Below are 19980 nucleotides of genomic sequence, written 5' to 3' on the forward strand. Positions count from 1 at the left end.
GGCCTTATTTCAGTGACAGCAGGATGGCGTCTTGGCAGCCTCGTCGTATTCGTCGTGGCGGCGCACGAAATTCATCGTGCTGTCCTCGTTGCGGCCCTTCGGCGCCCGGTCGAGGATCATCAGGGTGCCGATCAATTCCTCCGGGCCGCGGGCATAACTCGAATAGGTATGGAAGACTTCGCCCTTGTCATTGCGGTAGAAGGCGCTGAGACCCGGCAGTTCGTCATTGGCATCAGCCGGCAGCATGGGAGTGAAATTGTAAAAGACATTGTCTTTGGCAAGATCCTCTGGGCTGAAAGAGACGTGATAATCGAAATTGAAATCGCTGCCGAAGGACGAGACCCAGGGGAATTTCCAGCCCATGCGGCTTTTGTAGGCGGCGATCTTGTCGAGCGGCGCGCGTGAGGCGGCGACCCAGGTGACGTCGTGATGGTTCAGATGCGGCAAGGCGCCGTCGACATGATCCGACAGGAAGGAGCAGCCGGGGCAGCCGGCATCCCAATCCGGGCCGAGCATGAAATGGTAGATCAGCAACTGGCTGCGGCCGTCGAAGAGATCGGCTAGCGACCTCCTGCCTTCAGGCGTTTCGAAGACATAATCCTTGTCGACCTTCACCCAGGGCAGCGCCAGGCGCGCGACGTTGACGCTATCGCGCAGCCTCGTCGCCTCTTTTTCTTTTGCCAGAAGTGCACGGCGGGCTTCGAGCCATTCCTCGCGGGAAACAACTTCATTCTGCATGAAATGCGCCCTCCTCCGGCGCCTGCCGGTGAAGCCGGCTCATCTCCTTCTCCTTGACTAATTACATTGATATCAATAGAAATGAAGCATGTCAAATTCGATCGAGATTCCCTTTTCCACGACGCTGCTGGTGCGCGACACCTGCCTCTGCCTGCATGTGCAGCGCGCGGCGCGGGCGCTTGCCCGGCTGTTCGACGATGCACTGAGGCCGGCCGGGCTGACTAACGGGCAGTTTTCATTGCTGATGTCGCTGAACCGGCCGGAGCCGCCGCCGATGGGACCGGTCGCTGCCTTGCTGGCCATGGACCAGACGACGCTGACGGCGGCGCTGAAGCCGCTACAGCGCAAGGGCTGGGTGACAGTGGTGGAGAATCCGAGGGACAGACGTGGCCGGCTGCTTGTCCTCACCGGCGAAGGCAAGGCGGCACTGGCAAGGGCACTGCCAATCTGGGAGAGCACGCATGCGGGGATTGATGGCACACTGCCGGATGGCAACTGCACGCGGCTGCGCGGCGATCTGCAGGCGCTGTCATCGATGACGGCAGAGATCCCGAAATCGGCACCCTCGCCCCGCCGCTCCCGTCATGGCGAAGAGGCAGCGGCTGAATAGGATACGCCTCCTGTCCCGCGAGGTCGCGGCAGCCGATAGGGCTGCCGCTCCCTTTAGAATCGATCAGGCAACTGTGACCGGAACTTCGGTGGACGTGCGCATGGCGTGGCTGTAGGGGCAGACGATGTGGGCGGCGGCGGCGAGCTTTTCGGCGGTTTCGCGGTCGAGACCGGGGATGTTTACCGTGAGCGCCACTTCGATGCCGAAGCCGGTGCCATCTTCACGCGGGCCGATGCCGACCTTGGCGGAGACCGTCGTGTCCTCCGGAATCTTGACCTTCTGCTGGCCCGCGACAAATTTCAAAGCACCGAGGAAGCAGGCGGAGTAGCCGGCGGCGAAGAGCTGCTCGGGATTGGTGCCGGTCGCGCCATCGCCGCCGAGTTCCTTCGGAACGGTCAGCGTCACGTCCAGAACGCCGTTTTCGGAAACGGCGCGGCCAGCGCGGCCGCCGGTGGCAGAGGCTTTGGTCGTATAGAGAATAGGCATGACGATCTCCTTTGATTGGCCCGTCGTTTGGGGCTGGACTTTTAATATTGCACAATTAAATTGTACGCAAGTGAATTTTGCAAATTGCATTTCGAATTCGAAAAGAGGACAATCGGACCTCAGGGATGATGGATATGAAAGCGCACACGATAAAGACGATGGAGATACCGCAGGAGGAAAAGCGGCTGGAAAAGCAGTTGTGCTTTGCGGTCTACGCGACGGCGCATGCTTTCACCCGCGCCTACAAGCCGATTCTCGACAGGGTCGGCCTGACCTATCCGCAGTATCTTGTGATGCTGGTGCTGTGGGAACGCGGCGAGCTGCCGGTGAAGACGATCGGCGAGCAGCTGGATCTCGATTCCGGCACGCTGTCGCCACTGCTGAAGCGGCTGGAACAGAACGGACTGATCAAGCGCATCCGCGACCTGCGCGACGAGCGGCAGGTGATCGTGTCGCTAACCCCGGAAGGTCAGTCAATGAAAGGGGAGATCGATACGATCATGACGGCGATCGGGCAAGCCGCCGGCTGCACGCTCGAGGAAATGGCCGCGATGCGCGACATGCTGCATCGGCTGCGAGGCAATCTCGGCCGAGCCGGCACGGGCGGCGGCTGACCGCATCCGCCCGGTTAGTCTAAGAGGGATAGCCTAACGGTTCTGCGGCCGAGGATCACGGCCGCTTCACAGCCGCCTTGGCCGGCGACCGGCGCTTCTTTGCGGGCGCTGCTTCAGGTCCGGCCTCAGCCTCCTGCTGCAGACGCAGGGCCTTCAACTTTTCCGTCTTCTTGTCACGGGCCGAGGCCTCGGCCGCGATAATGGCGCGCGCCGTGTGATCGGTCGCTTCCGCCTTGTCGCGAGACGAAAGCTTGGCGGGATTGAAGAATTCTCCCTTGGTGGCGGTCATGTGCCCCTTTCTCAGGTGATGACGGCTGATTTAGGCGCGATTCACGGCTGAACCATGGTTTCATGGTCGAAAGCCGCGATTGTGCGGCTAGGCCATGATCCCACAGCTGGCCGCAATTCCGCGGCCAAGCCGTGATTCGCCAGTCAGCCGTGATTCCGCGTTAGCACGCGATTCCACGGACGGACCGTGCTTCCACGTTGGCCGCGATGCAGCGGCCGGGCCGTGATTCCACGGCCGGGTTAGCGGGCGCGGAGAACCTTCTTCGGTGCCGGCAGCAGGCCTTCGCGCTGCAGCTTCTTGCGGGCAAGCTTGCGCTGGCGGCGAATGGCCTCGGCCTTTTCGCGGGCGCGCTTCTCGGACGGCTTTTCAAAAGCGCTGCGCGCCTTCATTTCTCGGAAAAGGCCTTCCCGCTGCATCTTCTTCTTGAGCACGCGGAGCGCCTGATCGACGTTGTTATCCCTGACGAGTACCTGCAAAGTGATATCCTTCCTGTCACGGCGGCGAGGCCGCACTGTCAATAATGAAACGGCGAAACTACTTGCCCGTTCTGATGCTCGAAAACTTCAGCCAGGGCTCTGCGCCGCCGGACTTGGCCGCTATCTCCAGGGGAGCTCTGGATGGCGATTCCCCGGTATCGATATCGGCCTCAGTAATGCGGCGTTCGAAATTTTCCGCGTCGAAGCGGACGCGATATTGCACATGCCCGTGATCGTTGGGCAGAATGCTGGCGATCCGGCAGCGCTTGTCGGCCTTCGCCGTGCGGGTAAGACCGGATTTCAGCACGATCATATCGCCGATCTTATAGTTTGGTCTGCCCATTTCAGCGTCCCTTCGACTTTCGGCTGCTCACTGGTCAATCAGAACGAGGTCATTCAAGAACGACCGGGGTCATTCGGAAAAGCCCAGCGGTCAAAGCAAAAAGGCCGGGTTGGCACCCGACCTCTTCCAGTCACTCAGCCATTTCGCTGCCATTATGGTCAGCACAGGCGAATGACAAATCATGCGGCCTGAAGGTTATCGGCCGAATTCTTGCCGGACTTCTTGTCGCGGACGAGATCGTAGCGGATCTTCTGACCTTCAACGAGTTCGCGCATACCGGCGCGTTCGACCGCTGAAATATGGACAAAAACGTCCGTAGAACCATCATCGGGCTGAATAAAGCCAAAACCCTTGGTGCCATTGAACCACTTGACGACGCCTGAATTCATAACGATCTCCTTTTCAACCGTTTGTGTTTCGCCTGCGGAATGTCCGACAAGCCGTATCGATGTTGAGAGGATATCTGACGGAGCGCTTCAGCGCGTGGACAAAGGTCGCAAGCAATTCGATACGCACCATGTAGGATATTTAGCGAATTAAGCAATGGTTTTTTGAAAAATAAATCTCTCGCGGGCGCAAAACGGGCCGTTTCACCGGGGAAAACGGAGCAATCCGAGGCGGCTGGTTGACGGCCGCCTCGGTGACATTACTGCAAGACGACGATCGGCGCTTTCGTCGGAGCGCGATCGTAGAGATCGATGATATCCTGGTTCAGCAGCCGCACGCAGCCCGAAGAGACTGCCTTGCCGATCGAGCGCCAGTCGGGATTGCCGTGCAGGCGGTAGAGCGTGTCTTCCCCGTTCGAGAAGATGTAGAGCGCGCGGGCGCCGAGCGGGTTCTTCAGGCCCGGCTCCATGCCGCCGTTCTCGATCGAATATTTGACGAGTTCCGGCTGGCGGGCGACCATCTCGTTCGGCGGCTTCCAGCGCGGCCATCTCTGACGCCACTGGATGACGCCTGAGCCCTGCCAGGCGAAACCCTCGCGACCGATGCCGACGCCATAACGCATCGCCATGCCGTCACCCTGGACGAGATAGAGGAAGCGCGACGGCGTATCGACGACGATGGTGCCGGGGGGCTGGCCGGTGGGATCGAGGACGCGCTGGCGATAATAGCGCGGGTCGATCTGCTCGTAGGGAACGGCAGGGATGAGAAAGCCGCCGTCCTCGACGGGGCCATACATGACGGCAAGCTCGGCCCCGCTCGGCGTGCTCGACGCTTCCGGGGACTGGAACAGGCGCATGGGCGAACGGTAGGTGATCGTCGTATCGCCCGATGTTACCGTATTGGCCGAAGAGGCGCAGCCGGTGAGCGCGGATACTGCTGTCAATGCCGAAAAGGAAAGAAAGCTGCGGCGGGAAAGATGTCTATCGAAGCTCATGACGCGGGACTGATTTCCTCTGATGCGGGAATCCGAGATAACAACATCAGAAGATCTATCGGCTTGCGCCAAATAAACCATAGCTTCACGCAGACGTGTCCGGCCTTGGGCGGACGATATCGGCGGCGCTGTTGCAGCGCTACATCACAACGATCTCCGCCTTGGCAGGAAGGCGGTCATAGAGATCGACGACGTCCTGGTTCAGCATGCGCACGCAGCCCGACGAGGTGGCCTTGCCGATCGACTGCCAGTCGGGCGTGCCGTGGATACGATAGAGCGTATCCTGCCCCTCCTTGAAGATATACATGGCGCGGGCGCCGAGCGGGTTCTGGAGACCCGGGTTCATGCCACCGTTTTCCGCAGCAAAGGGGCGAACCTCGGGCTGGCGTGAGACCATTTCCACCGGCGGTGTCCAGCGCGGCCATTTCTGTTTCCACTGGATGACGCCGCGGCCGGACCAGGCGTAACCATCGCGGCCGAGGCCGACGCCATAACGCATCGCCTTGCCGTTCGCTTCGACGAAATAGAGGTAATGCGCCTTTGTATCGACGACCACGGTGCCGGGACGCTCGGTGGTCTGGTAGTCGACCTCCTGGCGCAGGAACTGCGGCTGCACACGGCTGACGGGGATGGCCGGCAGGGTGAAATCCTCATCGCGAAGCGCACCATACATCGCCATGTGCACCGGATTGGTGACCGGCAGGCCGTAAGTCTGATGGAACTGGGTCTTGTAGAGCTCGCGCGTCTGCGGCACCGGCTGATCGGGGATCGGCCGCACCCGGCGCGGATCGACGCCGGGCGGCTGATAGAAGACCGGCGAAGTTTCCTGGACGAAACGGGCGGGCGAATCGGCGGCGACATCGGGAATGAGGATGTTGCAGGCGCTCAGCGACGCAACGACCACCACCAGCCCGGCAATCGGGAAGACCCGGCGCAGAAAATTCATGGAACCACCCTTATCAACGGTCGGCAAGACAGCGACATCTGCCGGGACGATGGCATTCGCGGCTGGCGCGAGGCTGGTGTTGATGGCGGGCGGGAAAGCCGGGAGATTAAAACAACCAGAGCCGCTGCGCCTCGCCACGAAGGGCGGCGATTGCCCGCACGGCAAGATCGCCGTCCATCTGTAGAACGCTTGCGGCATGTCTCAATTCGGTCTCGTCCTCAAGTCTGGTGATGACCCAACCGATCTTGCGTTCAATGTCTTGCCCATAAGCTTGCGTCGCCTTCAAAACGGCGGCAGCGGGAATCTCCGTGTAGCGGGTGAGAAGCATGCCGAGGTCGATAGCATCACGGTAGGCGACAGCCCTGTCCTGGCAGCGGTCAGCGTTGGCGAGCAGTTTTTCGGTAAACAAATCAGGCAGCGACAGAATTGAAACATTCAGCCGCGAATCGAAAGCGCCTTCAAGAGCGATCCGCGCCTCGCGCACGATTTCGAAGCGAATAGGCTGGTCGTCGAGGGCAAGGACCGTCCGCACGCCGTACTGGTCCGTCCTGAAGTCCCTGAGCGTCGTGACCGGCTCCCCAAAAAACGCTCCCACGCCGCTTTCGACCGCCGCCGTGCGCAAGACGCGATATCCTTCGCTATCCGCACAGAGAAAATCGACGTCGAGCGACAGCCGGTATTCGTCGAGAAGCATGACAATGGCTGTTCCGCCGGCAAACCAACACTTGTTGGCCAGAAAAAAATCCGCCTTCATCAGCCGAAGGGCCGCAGCGATGGTGCGATGTTCGGAACGTCTGAATTCCATGATGGCCACCTGGTTTCTGCCCAAGCTTAAAGGCGAAGGATAAAGAAACGGAAAATCAGGAGACGAGCAGAACACCGTTGCCGTAGGCGGCAGCCAGTTCGCGGATCAGCCGCATCTCCCGCTCAGTCAGCCGGCCGGTATCGACGAAACGCCAGTTGCGTTCATACAGCGCGAAAGCCTCGCAGGCAGGTATCGCGCGCGCGGGATCGCGATTCCAGACGAGCGATTTCAGCTCGGGGAAGTCGTTCGGCACAACCATGCTCTCTGCGTCCGTCTTCATGCCGGGAATATAGGCCTAACGGGCCTGTATTTGAAGCGGCGGCAAAAAATCAGGCCGCAACTCCATGGAAGAAGCGGATGCTCTGTTCGATCTCGGCCGGCAGCGCCGAGGTGTGATTGCCGGCGACGGTTTCGGTCTCGATATGCACGCCGTTGGCGCGGGCGCGGCGGGCCAGCAGATCGGCGCGGTCGTTGAAATGCGGCTCCTCCGTGCCATGGACGACACGGACCGGACATTTGAAGCTGTGGGCGTAACACAGTGCTGAACGCACCTCGAATTCACGCGTATTGCTGTCGTCGAAGCGGATATCCTGGGGATAGCGGTTGAAGAAGCGGAATGCGTCGGGGTTGCCCGATATCGGCGCGGCGGCGCGGAATTTCTGGGTGCTCATCGCCGTCAGCATGGTCAGCGTGCCGCCGATGCTGTGGCCGGCGATGAACAGGCGCCCCGAATCGACACCCGGCAGATGCGCCAGGCGCTCGGTGGCGGCGAGAACGTCGTCGACCTCGTCGTAGAAGCCGGAGAAATTGCCCATCTGGCCGTTTTCGCCGCGCAGCGACGGCATCATCACGATATAACCGGCATCCATATAGGGTTTCATCAGCTGCCAGTGGCCGGCGCCCATGGCGTTGCCGCCGTGCAGGAAGAGCACAGCCGGCTTGCCGACGCGCTCACGCTTGTACTTCGAGACCCAAGCGGCCAGTTCCAGCTCGCCGTATCCCGAGCGATAGAAGATCTTGTCGGCGTCGGCAGGTGCGCTCAGCAGTTCGTATTTGTCGGGCGCCGGGCCCTTCTGCAAAAGCTTGGTGCGGAAATGGTGGCGGACCTTGGCATAATCGCGCTTGGCAAGCCGCGGTTCATCCGGAACGTCGAACGCCGCTGCCATTTGCGGCAGGACGAGTGCGCCGGCAAGACCGGCCAGCACGGCACGGCGTTGGAGGAAAAAGGAATTCCGTTCATTCGAGCTCATAACGCAGCACCCAAATCATTTCCCCGGCACGCGAGATTTGCACCGGAAGATCGTTGCCGCCAATACACATCGTGTTGAAAATATCGTCCTGCGGCATTGTTGCACAGGATATTGGCCCTCACCCCGGCTTGGCGTCGATCATGGCGATCAGCGTGCGCAGCCGGTCGGCCTCGTAGCTGGGTTTGTCGGGGCGAAGGCGGGCGATGCGGGGGAAGCGCATGGCGACACCCGATTTATGCCGGGTCGAGCGGTTGATGCCTTCGAAGGCCACTTCGACGACGAAGCCGAAATCCTTGTCGGCGCGCACCGCCCGCACCGGGCCGAAACGTTCGGTGGTATTGTTGCGCACGAACTTGTCGAGCACTTCGAGTTCGGCATCGGTGAAACCGAAATAGGCCTTGCCGACGGGCACCAGCTGTTCACCGTCCTCGTCATCGGCCCAGACGCCGAAGGTGAAATCGGAATAGTAGCTGGAGCGCTTGCCGTGGCCGCGCTGGGCATACATCAGCACCGCATCGACATTATAGGGATTGCGCTTCCACTTGAACCAGGGCCCCTTCATGCGGCCGGCCTGGTAGACGCTGTCGCGGCGCTTGATCATCACGCCCTCGATGACCGGATCGGGCGGGGCGGCACGGAGACGGTCAAGTTCGTCCCACGACGAGAACGGCACGAGCGGCGAGAGGTCGAAACGGTCGTGGGGGGCGCGATCGATGATCTCGGCCAGCCGGTCGCGGCGATCGATATAGGGGTGGCCGCGAACATCCTCCTCATCGTCGAAAAGCAGATCATAGGTACGGATGAAGGCCGGGTAGTCGGCAAGCATCTTTGCCGTCACCGTCTTGCGGTTCAGCCGCTGCTGCAGGTCGGAAAAGGTTCGGGTCGGGCTGTTGGAGCGCGCGGTGCCGCCGACCAGCAACTCGCCATCGACGACGCCGGAAAAACTGATTGCCTCGAGAATATCGGGAAAGGCGCCAGATATGTCGTCGCCGGAGCGGGAATAGATCTTGCGCCGATCGCCGGAGCGGGAGAGCTGGACACGGATGCCGTCCCATTTCCATTCGGCGGCATAACTCGCCGGATCGAGACTGGTGAGATCCCCCTCCTCCACCGGATTGGCGAGCATGACCGAATGGAAGATCGCCGGGGTGGCCAGCACCGGCTTTTCGCCGCTAGCCGCCAGCCATGCGAACAGCGTCTCATAGGGCGGCTGCAGGCCGTGCCAGAGGGTTTCGATCTCGGTGACGTCCCTATCGCCGAGGTCGGCCAACGCCTGCTTGGCAAGCCGGGCGGAAACGCCGATGCGCATGGCACCGGTCGCCAGCTTGATGAAGGCGAAGCGGCCGGACGGATCCAGCCGGTCGAGCAGATCGCGGACGAAGCCGCGCACTTCGGTGCGGCCGAGCGCGTTCATGCCGGCGACGACTTCGCCGAGACGCGGCTGCGAAAGGGCCGAGCGGTCGATATCCTGCTCATTATCCCAGACGAGCGAGATGGTTTCGGCGAGATCGCCGACATAGTCATAGGAATAGCGGAACAGCACCTCGTCGATGCGCTCCAGCACCAGTTCGCGCAGCATGGCGGGCTTGACGTTGCGCACCTCCAACGTGCCGGCGATGGCGGCCAGACCGTAGCCGCGGTCCGGGTCCGGCGTGTCGCGGAAATAATCGGTGAGCAGCTTCAGCTTGCCGTTGCGGCTGGGGGTGAGGACCAGGCGGTCGAGGAGGTCGGCGAAGGCTTTCATCTTGACCTCCGCATTCCGGGGAAAGACCCCTCCCCAACTCCTCCCCACAGGTGGGAGGGGCTAATATGCGGCACTGCCTTGTCCTCCTTCGACCGCAGCGTTTTCGGTGATTTCATCGCGAGACGATGCGGCAGGTTAAGCCCCTCCCCCTTTTGGGGAGGGGTTGGGGAGGGGTTTTGATCCAGGGTGCCGCTCATCGCCTCAATCTGCCTCATCCTCATAACCGACCAGATGCAGCGGTTTGGCCTTGATGCCCTGCAGCTGGCACCAGCGCACCAGCGCCTCCTCGCGGCCATGGGTCACCCAGACCTCGGCCGGGTGCAGTTCCCGAATGGTTTCCGTCAGTTCCGGCCAGTCGCAATGATCGGAGATGACGAGCGGCAGTTCGACGCCGTGCTGTCTGGCGCGCTGGCGCACCATCATCCAGCCGGAGGCGAAGGCCGGCAGCGGCTCGTTGAAGCGGCGGGCCCAGCGGTCGGCGAAGGCCGATGACGGGCCGATGACGACGGCACCCTTGAAGGCGGATTTGTCACGGCTTTCGACGGTGGCCGGCAGCAGCTCGCCGAGATCGATCCCTTGTTCGACATAATAGTCGCAGAGTTTTTCCATGGCGCCGTGGATATAGATCGGTTCGGCATAACCGGCATCGCGCAGCAGCCTGATGACGCGCTGCGCCTTTCCGAGCGCATAGGCGCCGACGAGATGGGTGCGCTCGGGAAATTGCCTGAGTGAGGCCAGCAGTTTGCCGATCTCGTCCATCGGATCCGGATGATGAAAGACCGGCAGGCCGAAGGTCGCCTCGGTGATGAAGACATCGCAGGGGACCGGCTCGTAGGCCGCGCAGGTCGGGTCGGGGCGGCGTTTGTAGTCGCCCGAGACGACGATGCGGGTGCCGCTCTTCTCGATGGCGATCTGGGCCGAGCCGAGCACATGGCCGGCGGGATGGAAGCTCACCTTGACGCCGTTGACCAGCAGTTCCTCGCCGAAGGCCGCCGCCTGCTCACTGGCGCAGAAACCCTCGCCGTAACGCAGGCGCATGATGTCGAGCGTCTGGCGGGTGGCAAGTACGTTCACATGGCCCGGCCGGGCATGGTCGGAATGGCCATGGGTGACGAGCGCCTGCTCAACTGGCCGCACCGGGTCGACATAAAAGCCGCCTTCCGGACAATAGAGCCCTTCGGGGGCAGGATAGAGCAGCGCATCAGGTCTCATGAAACGAGAGATAGCGGGAAATGGACGCGAGGCCAGAGGGCGGAAACAGGGATTGTCGAATGCGCCGGAAACGCGCAATGCATAAGCTCGACTCCATCGGACGCTGGTCGAAACAATTCGGACAGTAACGTCAATGGCCGCCTTTCCTCAAGACGGCCATGATGATCTCCTTGGCGGTGACGCAAGCCGGTTGCTCAGACGACCGGCGTCATCAGCAGGCTCGTTCTGTCGTGGCCAACCAGCATGTCCAGTGACGTCCCAGCACGGACGTCTACCGGCTGCGGGAAGGTGTGAAGAACCTGGAGCCAGCCGCCATCATGATAGTCGTCGGGGTGATTGCTAAAAACCACGCCTTCGATCAGATCGACTTTCATCCACTGGACGACCCCGACTGCGGTGCCGTTTGCCTGAACAGGCACCGATATCTTACGCAACGCAGCAGTATGTTTGCGAGCGGTGAGATCCACTGTGGCGATCTCGAAATCATCCGAAAGCCTGGTCCACTCGGTCATCGTACCGTGAACCGGCAGACGCAGCGGGGCGAGCGCATTGAACTGCGACATGTCGAAGCCGCAGACCTCGCCGACATGGGCATAGTTCGAGAGCGTTTCGCTGGCAACCAGGCAGCCCATGGCAGCGGCGGCGCGTGGAATGACGATAGCGTCCTCGCGGACCAGTCGGGCGTGGGCGTCCTCGAAGGTTTTCAGCACGTCTTCGGCCAGGAGATCGCTCGAAAGGATCTCGGAAATCAGAATGTCGGCGCGAGCTTTCATCTCCCTGCCGACAGAAAGTTCGGTCGAGGGCTTTTCGAAGATATCGATCTGTTCGCGATAACCATTGGCAGCGATGATCCGCTCCGCGGTCTGCGCGATGACAGCCACAGTCTCACAGGTCGCGATATTGGTAGCGCCGGCGCGCGCCGCCATCATCGACAGCAGGCCGCTGCCGGCGCCGATATCGAGGATCTGCGCGTCGGCTCCGCGCAGCTCTATGGCACGGCGGATCGCCGCTTCGAAAGCGTCGTTGCGTCTGGTGTCGTTCATCATGGCGATGTGCCAGAAGGGTACGATCGATGAAGAGATGCGCCTTATCTGATGCCAGGCGTTGATATTGTCCGGCTGCAGCCGCAGAACATGACGAAACTCGGCAAGCGCCTCCGGCTGCCGGCCCGAATCGGCGAGCGCCACGGCGAGGTTGTTGCGCACGACAGGATTTTCCGGTGACAGGCCACGCGCCATCTCATAACAGCCGACCGCTTCCGCCGACCGGCCGAGCCGGCGCAGCAGCGCACCTTTTTCCATGAGGGCGACGAGATGGCCGGGATTGAGGCCGAGCAGTTTATTCCAGTAGTAGAGAGCGGTTTCGTCATCGCCTCTCTTTGCGACGACACCCGCCAGGAGCGGTAGAATATCTATCGTGCGATAGTCCTTGTGCAGGACTCTGACATAGGCTTTCTCGGCGCTTTCGAGATCTCCCGACGCCTGAAAACCCATGGCGTCATTCAGCGATTTGCGCGCGATCGAAATTCTTTCTTCCATATCGATGCTGATCATTCCGGCTCCCTGGCCTTCTCAATTCAAGCGGGGGAGCCGCGGATCGAGCACCGGCCATCGAACCGCACAATCCGCCCATGCATAGGAAGTCGCATGGGTGGGCGGCGGCCCGAAGGTTTCCGTGAACGAACGACAAACGAATCCTTCCCAGAGGATCCTACGTTTGCCGATACGAAAAAGTTACCGAATTCTTAAGAAATTCCGCTGCCGCGGCTCAACGCCGCAAGTCTTCATTTTTTTGTGTGCCGATGTCGTCAAGGAAGGACAACACCGCGGCGTTGAACTCCGCCGACCGCTGCAGCGGCGCAAAATGGCTGACGCCCGTGAGATAGATCATCTGCGCGTTGGGAATGCCGCGGGCAAGATATTCGGCGTGCTCGGGCTTGATGAATTCGTCGTGCTCGCCGAGGGCGATGGCGACCGATACGTCGACCCTGGCGAGATCGGCAGCCTGATAATTCGGCTCCGTCCGCATCATCAGGCTGACCGCCTCGACGAAGGGCTGAAAATCGTCCGGCGTCGCGGACAATGCGGCATAATCCCTGGCATGCCTGCTGAAACAGCGGTCGATGACCGGGGTCGGGACGAATTCCAGCGTGCCGCTCGGATCCATGTTGCAGGCGAAGAAGAAGACGCCCTCGACACGCGACGGCGCCGTCATGGCGAGGATCAAAGCGATGCAGGCGCCATCGCTCCAGCCAACGAAGGCCGCCCTTTCGAGAGAGAGATCGTCCATGACGGCGAGAACGTCCGCCGCCATCAACTCATAGGTATAGGGGCGGGAATCGCGGGTGCTTCTTCCATGGCCGCGGCTGTCGATCAGCACAACGCGGCGGCCGCTGCTGAGGAGCGCCGGGACCTGGTAGCCCCAGTTGCCGCTATGTCCGAGGCCGCCATGCAGCAGGATGACCGGCGGGCCGTCGCCATAGGTCGCATACCAGATGCGGGCGCCGTCCCGCCCAACATGACCTTCGACGGCGGCCGGCGGCAAGGCGGCCGCGCCATGCGCTTCGAAATGGATGAGCTCGTCGTCCTGTTGTTCCATCGCGATGACAATCCTTTCCGGCATATAAGCCATTGGCATAGAAAAGCCGGAAAAGAGCCCAAGAACAACCAGAATCGCTTTCTAGCTGTTGAATCTCTAGGTGCAATCAGGAGGAGCGGCATTGGGCAGGAAGCTTTTCTATTGCGCCGGCGCAATCGCACTGGCCGCGGCCGGCATCTACCTCAACAATACCAGCCTTCTGGCGGAGCAGCGTCCGGGAAAGCCTGAACTACTCGCCCATCGCGGCATTGCCCAGCGGTTCGACGAGACCGATCTGAAGAACGATACCTGCACGGCGAGCCGCATGCTGCCGCCGAAACATGATTACCTCGAAAACACCATCCGCTCGATGCAGGCAGGCTTTGCTGCCGGCGCCGATATTGTCGAGATCGACGTGCATCCGACGACGGACGGCGCTTTCGCCGTCTTTCACGACTGGACGCTCGACTGCCGCACCGACGGCCGCGGCGTCACGCGCGAGCATTCGATGGCGGAGATGCGAAAGCTCGACATTGGCTACGGCTATACCGCCGATGGCGGCCAGACGTTTCCGTTTCGCGGCCGCGGCATCGGCATGATGCCGACGCTTGCCGAGGTGCTTTCGACTTTTCCCGATCGGCGCTTCCTCATCAACGTCAAGAGCCGTGATCCATCCGAGGGTGAAAAGCTCGCAGCCGTGCTGAACGGGCTTTCCACTGAGCGACGGGCTCAGATCATCGTTTATGGCGGCGACGAGCCGATCGATGTCCTGCGCCGGCTCGTGCCCGATCTCAAGACCGCCTCGCGCAAGAGCCTGAAGACCTGCCTTACCGGCTACATCGGCTATGGCTGGACCGGCTTGCCGCCGGATGCCTGCAGACACGCCATGATGCTGGTGCCGATCAATATTGCGCCATGGCTCTGGGGCTGGCCGGACCGTTTTCTCAACCGGATGCAGGATGCCGGAACTGAGGTCTTCGTGCTCGGCCCCTATCGCGGTAGCGATTTTTCCGCCGGCATCGACGACCCCGCGCTCCTGGCGCGCCTGCCGCAGAATTATGCGGCAGGCATCTGGACGAACGAGATCGAAGCGATCGGCAAGGCTATGAAATGAGGAACCGCCGCGCCCGGTCTCAGAACTCCTGCCAGTCGCCGCCGGCAATTGCCGCATTGCCATGGAAGGCGGCGCTCACCTTCGCAGCCATTGCGCGCGGTGGCGATGCGACGGGCTTGGAAGCTGGAGTTGCCACAACGGGGCGTGGTTGTCGTGAGGCCAGGCCGCCGATGTTGAACTGCCCTAACAGCTGGAAGAGCGCGTCAGCCTCTCTGGCGAGACTATGGGCGGCTGCCGTCGATTCCTCGACCATGGCTGCATTCTGCTGCGTACCCTGGTCCATGGTGTTTACGGCGGTGTTGATTTCCTTCAATCCCGTCGCCTGCTCCTTCGAGCTTTCGACGATCGCGAGAACATTGCCGTTGACCTGCTGAACCTGGGCGACAATTTCCTCCAAGGCCTTGCCGGTTTCGCCAACGAGGGTCACCCCGCTCTTCACATGCTCGTTGGATGCGATGATGAGCTCCTTGATCTCTTTTGCCGCTTTGGCTGATCGCTGAGCAAGCTCGCGAACTTCTTGCGCTACGACCGCAAACCCTTTGCCGGCGTCGCCGGCGCGTGCCGCCTCGACGCCTGCGTTAAGCGCCAATAGATTGGTCTGAAACGCAATCTCGTCGATGACGCCGATGATATTGCCGATTTCCGCGGACGATGTTTCGATCTTCCCCATCGCCTCGACCGCGCTGCGGACCACCGCTCCGGAGCGCTCGGCATTTTCGCGGGTCCTTCGCACCAACTGGCCGGCTTCCTGGGCGCGGCTGCTGGAATCGGAAACCGTTGTGGTGATCTCTTCAAGCGCAGCTGCGGTTTCCTCGACGGAAGCGGCTTGCTGTTCCGTGCGCTTTGACAAATCGTCCGACGCGGAACGAATTTGCTGAGCTCCGGCAGCGATACCCGTTGCATTTTGGGCGACGACCTGCATCGCTTCGCGGAGCTTGGTAGCCGCAGCGTTGAAGTCGGTCCGGAGTTTCTCCAGTGTGGGAATGAACGGTGTTGCGACTTCCTGGGTCAAATCTCCGCCAGACAGGGCCATCAACGATCCTGCCAGCTGATCGACATTGTTCACGCGGGCAGTGACGTCGGTCGCGAACTTGACAACCTTGAATACCCTGCCGTTCATGTCGAAAATCGGATTGTAGGAGGCCTGGATATAGATCCTTTTTCCGCCCTTGCCTATGCGCAGAAACTCATCCGCGACGAACTCCCCACCCGACAGACGCTCCCAGAACCGCCGATATTCGTCACTGTTGACGTAAGCATTTTCGCAAAACATGGAATGGTGGCGACCGGTGATCTCCGCAATCTGATAGCCGAGAGCCGACAAGAAATTCTCGTTCGCCGACAGAATCTCGCCCTTCGGTGTGAACTCGATAACCGCCTGGACGCGCGAAAGTGCGTTCAATTTGCCGGCGTCTTCAGCACTTTGCAGCTTCTGCTTCGTGATGTCGGTCGCGAATTTCACGACCTTGTATGGTTTTTCGCCGCTGAAGACGGGGTTATAGGAAGCCTCAATCCAAATTTCCTTGCCCCCCTTGCCGATGCGCTTGTACTGGCGCTGATCGTACTCGCCTCGGCCGAGCTTCGCCCAGAACTCGCGATAGTCGGCCGACGCGGCGTCCGCCGGCTCGACGAATATCTTGTGGTGTTGGCCGACAATCTCAGACAACTTGTAGCCGAGCGCGGCACAGAAATTAGCATTGGCGGTTAGAATTTTGCCGGTGAGGTCGAACTCGATGATGGCCTGTGACCTGCTCATTGCCGCCAATATTGCCTTGGCATCAGATCCGAAACCAAATGCTATTTTCTTCATGCTGTTCCCCCTACTCAGGTCTGAACGAATGACTGCCGCGACCCATCACGGGCTTGCGCTGGACGAGCAACCTGAAAATAAAATCCGCTAAATTCATTAAGCACCCATTAACCGAACCGCTCGGCGACGCGGCCCTCCGCGCCAGGGGAAATTGTCAAAATTAGCAAATTAAAATCAATTACTTAAACTTCTCCATTGGAGAGACTCCAGGACGGTAGAATATCCCTCGGCGAGGATCTCGGAGGTCAAGTTGGGGATTTTTCACCTTGGCCTGTCCCCAAAAGCCCGAGGATTGGTTTACTTTTTGTTAAGTATTACCCGCCCCTTTATGCTTGTGTTCCGGTACTTGGCGGCCGTTCGATTCTTCCTCCGCGGCGGCAAAGTTGCATCCGCCTTCGAGCGTATGGAATCGACTTCCGAGACAGGCGGTGTTCGGTGGGTACACCAGTTGCCAAGCGCCCGGGTGCGAACGGCTGATCGGAGAAAGACATGAAGCTCGAGGCCGAATTCTACCGAATTGAGGAAGTCGCGGCAGGCTTCAACACGCATTACGAAGTGTTCAAATATATGAAGGGCCTCACTCAGGACCTTGGAATGAATACTTTCCTGATCATGACGCTACCCACGGTCGACTTCGTCGAAATAGGCGCAACCAAAATCATTGCCAACTGGCCGGCGGAAATGGTGGATTATTATGACGCCCATAATCTGATGATCGACAGTCCGGTCATCCGGCGGATGCTGAGATCAACCAGCCCGTTCAACTATGATGTCGAAGCGATCAATACCGATCGTGGCGAAGGCAAGAAGTCCACGGTCATCGAGCTGTTCCACCAGTACGGCATGGGAAAAGGCGCCTATTTTCCTGTTCACGATGCCGCGGGCGGACGCGGCGCCATGTCGATTTCTGGGCTACGGAATTTCGACATGATCGAAATGGCGAAGCTCCTGTTTATCGCCACACTCATTTATGACCGGCTTTCACAACTCACATTGAACGAGAAACACAAGCCCATCGAATTTACGCGGGGCGAACTGGACTGCCTGACGCTGACTGCCGGCGGCAGGAAGGGCAATGAAATTGCGAAGCTTCTCGATCTCACGGAGAATGCGGTCAACCATAACATCGGCAGCGCCATCAAGAAGCTGGGATGTACGACGAGAACGCAGGCCGTCGTCAGCGCTCTGCGGCTCAATATCATTCGTGTTTAGAAATCGCGGCGATTGGCAGGCTTGTGAGATTAAATCTCAGAGGTCCCGCGCCCGCAGCAATGCCGGAATCTCTTCCGGCGAAACCGGCTTGGAGAAGCGGTAGCCTTGCGCCTCTTCGCAGCGCGCGTGCCGCAGGAACTCCATCTGGGCGTCGGTCTCGACGCCTTCGGCGAGAACCGAAAGCTTCAGCGTCTGCGCCAGCGAAATCACCGCCGAGGCGATGGCGACGGCTGTTTTGTCGCCCGGCAGGGCTTCGACCAGCGAACGGTCCATCTTCAGGCGGTCGAAGGGGAAGGTCTTCAGTGCCGCCAGGCTGGAATAGCCGGAGCCGAAATCGTCGATCGACAGGCGCACGCCAAGCGCCCGCAGCGATTCCATCATGGCGAGCGCGCGGTCGGCATCCTGCATTACCACGCTTTCGGTGACCTCCAGTTCCAGCCAGCGCGATTGCAGGCGGTGGCGCTCCAGCGCCTCGGCGACGTGAGTGGCAAAATCCGGATCGGCGAATTGTTTGGTGGAGACGTTGACGGCGATCGTCAGCGGCGTCAGGCCCATATCCTGCCATAGGCGCGCCTGGCGGCAGGCCTCGTTCAGCACCCACAGACCGAGGGGAACGATGAGGCCGGTTTCTTCGGCAAGCGGGATGAAATTGACCGGCGGCACCCTGCCCTTGGCCGGATGGTTCCAGCGCACCAGCGCCTCGATGCCGGTGATGCGGCCGGTGGCGACATCGACCTGCGGCTGGTATTGCAGGAAAAGCTGGTCGCCGGTGATCGCCTGGTGCAATTCCTCCTGCTCGCCGAGCGGCATTCCGACTGGCGTACTGCCGCCATCGTGGTGCTGCAATGTGTTGCGGCCGAGTTCCTTGGCGCGGTACATGGCGCGGTCGGCATTGGCGAGAAGCACTTCCGAGGTTGCGCCATCGAAGGGAAAGGCGGCGACGCCGATGCTCGAAGTGACGGTGATCTCGCCGCCGTCGCTGCGGATCGGCCGGTTGATGGCCTTCTGCAACTCGCGCAGACGGCGGGTGATGCCGGCATCGTGGCTCGACTGATGGACGAGCACCACGAGGAATTCGTCGCCGCCGAGGCGCACCACCATATCGGATGCCCTGACGCTGTTGGCCATGCGGGCGGCGGTTTCCTTCAGCACCTCGTCGCCGGCGGCGTGGCCGCGGCCGTCATTGATATCCTTGAAATTGTCGAGATCGATATAGGCGACGGTGACCTTGCGGTTGTTGCGCCGGGCCTGGTCGAGAATATTCGCCAGCCGTTCCTTCAGGAAGGCGCGGTTCGGCAGGCCGGTGAGATCGTCGTGATGGGCCATGAAGTGGATGCGGTCATCGACACGCTTGCGCTCGATGGCAATGCCGGCAATGTGGGTGGCGAGCGCCACCAGCTTCATCTCGTGCTCTGTGGGACGGCGGACTTGTCTGGAATAGAGCGCGAAAGTGCCGAGCACGTTATTCTGCGCGGTGGCGATCGGCGTCGACCAGCAGGAGCGGAAGCCGAAGGGGGCAATCAAGGCGCGGAAATCCTCCCACAGCGGATCGCTCATCACGTCATCGACGATCACGGCTTGGCCGCGCCAGGCGGCGGTGCCGCAGGAGCCGACCTTAGGACCGATCGTGACACCATCGATGAGCCGGCTGTAGCCGCCGGGCAGGTTGGGCGCCGCGCCGTGGTAAAGCCTGGTGCCCTCGCTGTCGAGCAGCAGCACCGAGCCATCGATATCCGTCAGTTGCTCCTCGATCATCAGGACCAGCGCCTCGAGGATCATCGGCAACGGCTCGTTGCGGGCGATCATTTCGAGCAGTTTCGCCTGGCCGCGATGGAGATCCTCCTGAAGCTTGCGTTCGGTGATATCACGGGAGACGCCGATCAGGCCGACGATCTCGCCGCGGTCGTTGCGCAGCGGTATCTTCGAGGTCAGCCGGCATATCGGCCTTTTGCCGCCGGGCAGGACGTAGCTTTCCTCCATGTCGATAGAGGCTTGTCCCGTCGCCATGATCTGCTGCTCGATATCGAAATGGCGGCGAGCCGTCTCGAAATCGAACAGGTCGAAATCACGCTTGCCGGTGAGCAGATCAGCGCTCTCGAGGCCGAGGCTGCTGGCGGTGACGGCATTGGCGAAGACGAAGCGGCCGTCACGATCCTTGACGTAGAGGAAATCCGGAAGTTCGTGGACGATTGCCTTGAGGCGCAGGTTCTCGATGCCTTCGGAGAGGTGATGGGCAGTCGAGGCCATCATCGCCTCCGTCGCGGCGACGACGCGCCGCGTTTCGGCCGACAGGGCATCGGTCGATTCCCATCGCCTGGCACTCGGTTCGTGCATGCCGCCATTCTCCCCGGTGGGCCGAAGGCCCACACCCCG

The 19980-nt window shown here is 60.9% G+C and carries 21 protein-coding genes; 4 read left to right on the forward strand and 17 right to left on the reverse strand.

Translation table 11 applies throughout. The features are described from left to right. Positions 1-9 precede the first annotated feature (9 nt). Complete coding sequence (locus tag HJB84_RS22850) at positions 10-738, reverse strand: thioredoxin family protein (protein ID WP_207583447.1); 729 nt, start codon at positions 736-738, stop codon at positions 10-12. An 88-nt stretch (positions 739-826) separates the two neighbouring features. On the opposite strand from HJB84_RS22850, the gene HJB84_RS22855 reads away from it, so the two are divergent. Then, positions 827-1348, forward strand: coding sequence for a MarR family winged helix-turn-helix transcriptional regulator (locus HJB84_RS22855; protein ID WP_207583446.1), 522 nt, complete (start codon positions 827-829; stop codon positions 1346-1348). A 63-nt stretch (positions 1349-1411) separates the two neighbouring features. On the opposite strand, the gene HJB84_RS22860 is transcribed toward HJB84_RS22855, so the two are convergent. Next, positions 1412-1834 (reverse strand): organic hydroperoxide resistance protein, encoded by a 423-nt coding sequence (locus tag HJB84_RS22860; protein WP_003580247.1) that lies wholly within the window; start codon positions 1832-1834, stop codon positions 1412-1414. Positions 1835-1959: 125 nt separating this feature from the next. Between HJB84_RS22860 and HJB84_RS22865 the strand changes: the two genes are divergently transcribed. Next, positions 1960-2448, forward strand: a complete 489-nt coding sequence (locus HJB84_RS22865; RefSeq protein ID WP_207583445.1) for a MarR family winged helix-turn-helix transcriptional regulator — start codon at positions 1960-1962, stop codon at positions 2446-2448. Positions 2449-2503: 55 nt separating this feature from the next. On the opposite strand, the gene HJB84_RS22870 is transcribed toward HJB84_RS22865, so the two are convergent. The 13 genes from HJB84_RS22870 to HJB84_RS22930 all read right to left on the reverse strand — a co-directional run bounded on the left by HJB84_RS22870 (position 2504) and on the right by HJB84_RS22930 (position 13492). After that, positions 2504-2737 (reverse strand): hypothetical protein, encoded by a 234-nt coding sequence (locus HJB84_RS22870; protein ID WP_164010655.1) that lies wholly within the window; start codon positions 2735-2737, stop codon positions 2504-2506. Between the two features lie 239 nt (positions 2738-2976). Beyond that, positions 2977-3213 (reverse strand): 30S ribosomal protein S21, encoded by a 237-nt coding sequence (gene rpsU, locus HJB84_RS22875; protein ID WP_003569533.1) that lies wholly within the window; start codon positions 3211-3213, stop codon positions 2977-2979. A 58-nt stretch (positions 3214-3271) separates the two neighbouring features. Next, complete coding sequence (locus HJB84_RS22880; protein ID WP_221116998.1) at positions 3272-3556, reverse strand: cold-shock protein; 285 nt, start codon at positions 3554-3556, stop codon at positions 3272-3274. 179 nt (positions 3557-3735) lie between these two features. After that, positions 3736-3945 (reverse strand): cold-shock protein, encoded by a 210-nt coding sequence (locus HJB84_RS22885; protein WP_003546468.1) that lies wholly within the window; start codon positions 3943-3945, stop codon positions 3736-3738. A gap of 257 nt (positions 3946-4202) precedes the next feature. Beyond that, positions 4203-4937, reverse strand: a complete 735-nt coding sequence (locus tag HJB84_RS22890; protein ID WP_207583442.1) for a L,D-transpeptidase — start codon at positions 4935-4937, stop codon at positions 4203-4205. 139 nt (positions 4938-5076) lie between these two features. Beyond that, positions 5077-5883, reverse strand: coding sequence for a L,D-transpeptidase (locus HJB84_RS22895; protein WP_221116999.1), 807 nt, complete (start codon positions 5881-5883; stop codon positions 5077-5079). A gap of 106 nt (positions 5884-5989) precedes the next feature. Beyond that, positions 5990-6688 (reverse strand): nucleotidyl transferase AbiEii/AbiGii toxin family protein, encoded by a 699-nt coding sequence (locus HJB84_RS22900; protein WP_207583440.1) that lies wholly within the window; start codon positions 6686-6688, stop codon positions 5990-5992. A gap of 55 nt (positions 6689-6743) precedes the next feature. Then, entirely contained in the window at positions 6744-6968 is a 225-nt protein-coding gene (locus HJB84_RS22905; RefSeq protein ID WP_207583439.1) for a hypothetical protein, read from the reverse strand. A 49-nt stretch (positions 6969-7017) separates the two neighbouring features. Next, positions 7018-7938 (reverse strand): S9 family peptidase, encoded by a 921-nt coding sequence (locus HJB84_RS22910; RefSeq protein ID WP_207583438.1) that lies wholly within the window; start codon positions 7936-7938, stop codon positions 7018-7020. A 118-nt stretch (positions 7939-8056) separates the two neighbouring features. Next, complete coding sequence (locus tag HJB84_RS22915; protein WP_207583437.1) at positions 8057-9682, reverse strand: cisplatin damage response ATP-dependent DNA ligase; 1626 nt, start codon at positions 9680-9682, stop codon at positions 8057-8059. Positions 9683-9883: 201 nt separating this feature from the next. Further along, positions 9884-10894, reverse strand: a complete 1011-nt coding sequence (locus HJB84_RS22920) for a ligase-associated DNA damage response exonuclease (RefSeq protein WP_207583436.1) — start codon at positions 10892-10894, stop codon at positions 9884-9886. Positions 10895-11088: 194 nt separating this feature from the next. Further along, positions 11089-12447 carry a tetratricopeptide repeat protein gene (locus HJB84_RS22925; protein ID WP_207583435.1) on the reverse strand — a complete coding sequence of 453 codons (1359 nt, stop codon included), beginning with the start codon at positions 12445-12447 and terminating at the stop codon, positions 11089-11091. Positions 12448-12661: 214 nt separating this feature from the next. Further along, a complete protein-coding gene (locus HJB84_RS22930; RefSeq protein WP_221117000.1) occupies positions 12662-13492 on the reverse strand; it encodes an alpha/beta fold hydrolase in 831 nt (276 codons plus the stop codon). 121 nt (positions 13493-13613) lie between these two features. Here HJB84_RS22930 and HJB84_RS22935 point away from each other — a divergent pair, with 121 nt between their 5' ends. Beyond that, on the forward strand, positions 13614-14585 hold the full coding sequence (locus tag HJB84_RS22935; protein ID WP_221117001.1) for a glycerophosphodiester phosphodiesterase family protein: 972 nt from the start codon (positions 13614-13616) through the stop codon (positions 14583-14585). 19 nt (positions 14586-14604) lie between these two features. Here HJB84_RS22935 and HJB84_RS22940 read toward each other — a convergent pair whose 3' ends face one another. Beyond that, on the reverse strand, positions 14605-16395 hold the full coding sequence (locus tag HJB84_RS22940; protein ID WP_221117002.1) for a PAS domain-containing methyl-accepting chemotaxis protein: 1791 nt from the start codon (positions 16393-16395) through the stop codon (positions 14605-14607). Positions 16396-16884: 489 nt separating this feature from the next. On the opposite strand from HJB84_RS22940, the gene HJB84_RS22945 reads away from it, so the two are divergent. Beyond that, the gene (locus HJB84_RS22945) at positions 16885-17607 is read left to right on the forward strand and encodes a LuxR family transcriptional regulator (protein WP_221117003.1); all 723 of its coding nucleotides are present in this window, start codon (positions 16885-16887) and stop codon (positions 17605-17607) included. A 36-nt stretch (positions 17608-17643) separates the two neighbouring features. On the opposite strand, the gene HJB84_RS22950 is transcribed toward HJB84_RS22945, so the two are convergent. Beyond that, on the reverse strand, positions 17644-19941 hold the full coding sequence (locus HJB84_RS22950) for an EAL domain-containing protein (protein WP_221117004.1): 2298 nt from the start codon (positions 19939-19941) through the stop codon (positions 17644-17646). Between the last annotated feature and the right edge of the window lie 39 nt (positions 19942-19980).

The organism is Rhizobium sp. NZLR1b (genome assembly GCF_019685155.1).
In the GTDB taxonomy this organism is placed as follows: domain Bacteria; phylum Pseudomonadota; class Alphaproteobacteria; order Rhizobiales; family Rhizobiaceae; genus Rhizobium.